A 1878-nucleotide genomic window follows, 5' to 3' on the forward strand; every position below is an offset into this window, starting at 1 on the left:
CACGCCATCAGCAACCCCAGAAATAATGCGATCACCATTGGCTCCTGCAACATTAATTACTGTCGAAGTCCCATTTTTATCAATGGTAGTGGTCTTACCATCGGTTTGTGTCAGACCCAATTCACCATTAATGATGGATGTAATTTGGTTTTCATTAATAGTGACACGCTGATTCGTTTGCCACAATTGACCACCATTGACGGCCTCTGTAGAACCTTGTGTCAAACTGCCATTACCAACGCCTGTCATAATGGTGTTGCCATTTTCATCCACATAGGTACTATCGGTAATCACTGAACCCACCGTGGTTTTATCAAATATAACATCCTTGGCGGTCGCAACTTGATAGTTTGTGCTGCCGTCTTCATTGAGAGAAGCAGTAACTTCAATATTATTGCCAGCACTCACCGTTGTTTTGGCTTTGATGGCTTGCTGTTGGACTTCCCATAATTGACTACCATTGACGGCCTCTGTAGAACCTTCGGCCACTGAGCCATCTTGGACACCACTTACAACGGATCCATCTCCATCAGGATTGAATGTAACCTTGTCTTTGTTGTTTGGGTCATCATAAAGAACACTATTTGCCGAGCTGTCATCAATGCTATTCATGGCGTCTGCTGCATCTTGGGTTAAACCAAAATAATAAACAGTTTGCCCGTTGTTATTTTTAACTTTTTGGACGCAGACACCACCATTGGGCAAGCCAGAATAATCATAGTTACCGGTTCCAACATTAGTATCTGAAGATACTTCGATACAATCAGATAAACCTTCGAAAGCGGCGGCCTGAGCCAAACCTGAATAGCCCAATGCCATGAATGCTAGAGTCAGAGTTGTTTTTTTGAACATATAATTTCCTAAATAAGATAAAAAAAACCGGTTACTGGGTAGTAACCGGCCAAAGCTGCTGCTGTTAAATGTATGATTTACATGTTGGTCTCCTGCAAAAAAAATACCGCCCTTGGCGGCTTGTCTGTCTGTTCCTCAGAACAAATTGGCTATTAACGGCCCTGCATTGCGTAGAACTTTTCTACTGGATCAAAGTAGAGTTCAGTTAAGTGGGTCTTACTGAAGAATGCGACAACATCGATCGTGGACTTAACCGATTTCAGAATATAGTCATATTCCATTGTTTGACCGGTTGCGGACTCTTTGGCCAGCTGGGCAATACGGTAGTGAACAGCCCGCGCATCATTGGCATGCACCGAAGTTAAGCCCCCAGGATGTCCTGTATTTAACAATGACAAATAATCCCACGCCTCATCGCCCCGAAGCTCTGTCAAAAACACCCGATCTGGCTTCAGACGCATACATGCAGCGATTAACATCTTAGCCGTGACATGCGCTTTGTAGAACAAGTGCAAGTGGTTCGGATGATGGGGTAGGCTTAATTCATGCGTGTCTTCCAGAGTAATTAAACGCGTTAAAATTGGTACCAAATCCGCCACCGCTTTGGTAAATGTGGTTTTACCAGAACCGGTACCACCCACCATGCAAATATTAAGCTTGTGATCCACTGCCAGCCGGAAGAATTTGTTCATATCGCGATTGGCTTTAGCATCCAACATTTCATACTGCCATGCTGCCAATTTGACGTCATTGGGCAATTTCATTTTGTCGCAGACATCACGGAATATTTTTCCCTCTATGTGGGTTTCATCAGTGATGGGACGATTGGCAGCATACTGGCTGACATCACTAAATTCAGTAATGCGCCCTGAACTGATGTAATCACCCAGACTGAAGCGGCTGGATGAAGGTTTGCGCAAACACAGAACCAAAGTATCGTCCTCACAAGAAGGCGGCATCATGATGTGGCCACGTTCGCCATCAGGCAACGTAACCGAATGGATAGGGTATTCAAAACTGATGTGC

At 44.4% G+C, this 1878-nt stretch carries 2 protein-coding genes; both read right to left on the reverse strand.

The window, feature by feature from the left end:
- The coding region (locus A2F46_RS11560) for a hypothetical protein (RefSeq protein WP_369796345.1) at positions 1-798 on the reverse strand (798 nt) is incomplete at its 3' end.
- 206 nt (positions 799-1004) lie between these two features.
- Positions 1005-1878, reverse strand: an 874-nt coding sequence (locus tag A2F46_RS11565; protein ID WP_066570605.1) for an ATPase, T2SS/T4P/T4SS family, incomplete at its 5' end; no start/stop codon positions are given.

The organism is Snodgrassella sp. CFCC 13594 (genome assembly GCF_001590725.1).
Lineage (GTDB): Bacteria > Pseudomonadota > Gammaproteobacteria > Burkholderiales > Neisseriaceae > Snodgrassella.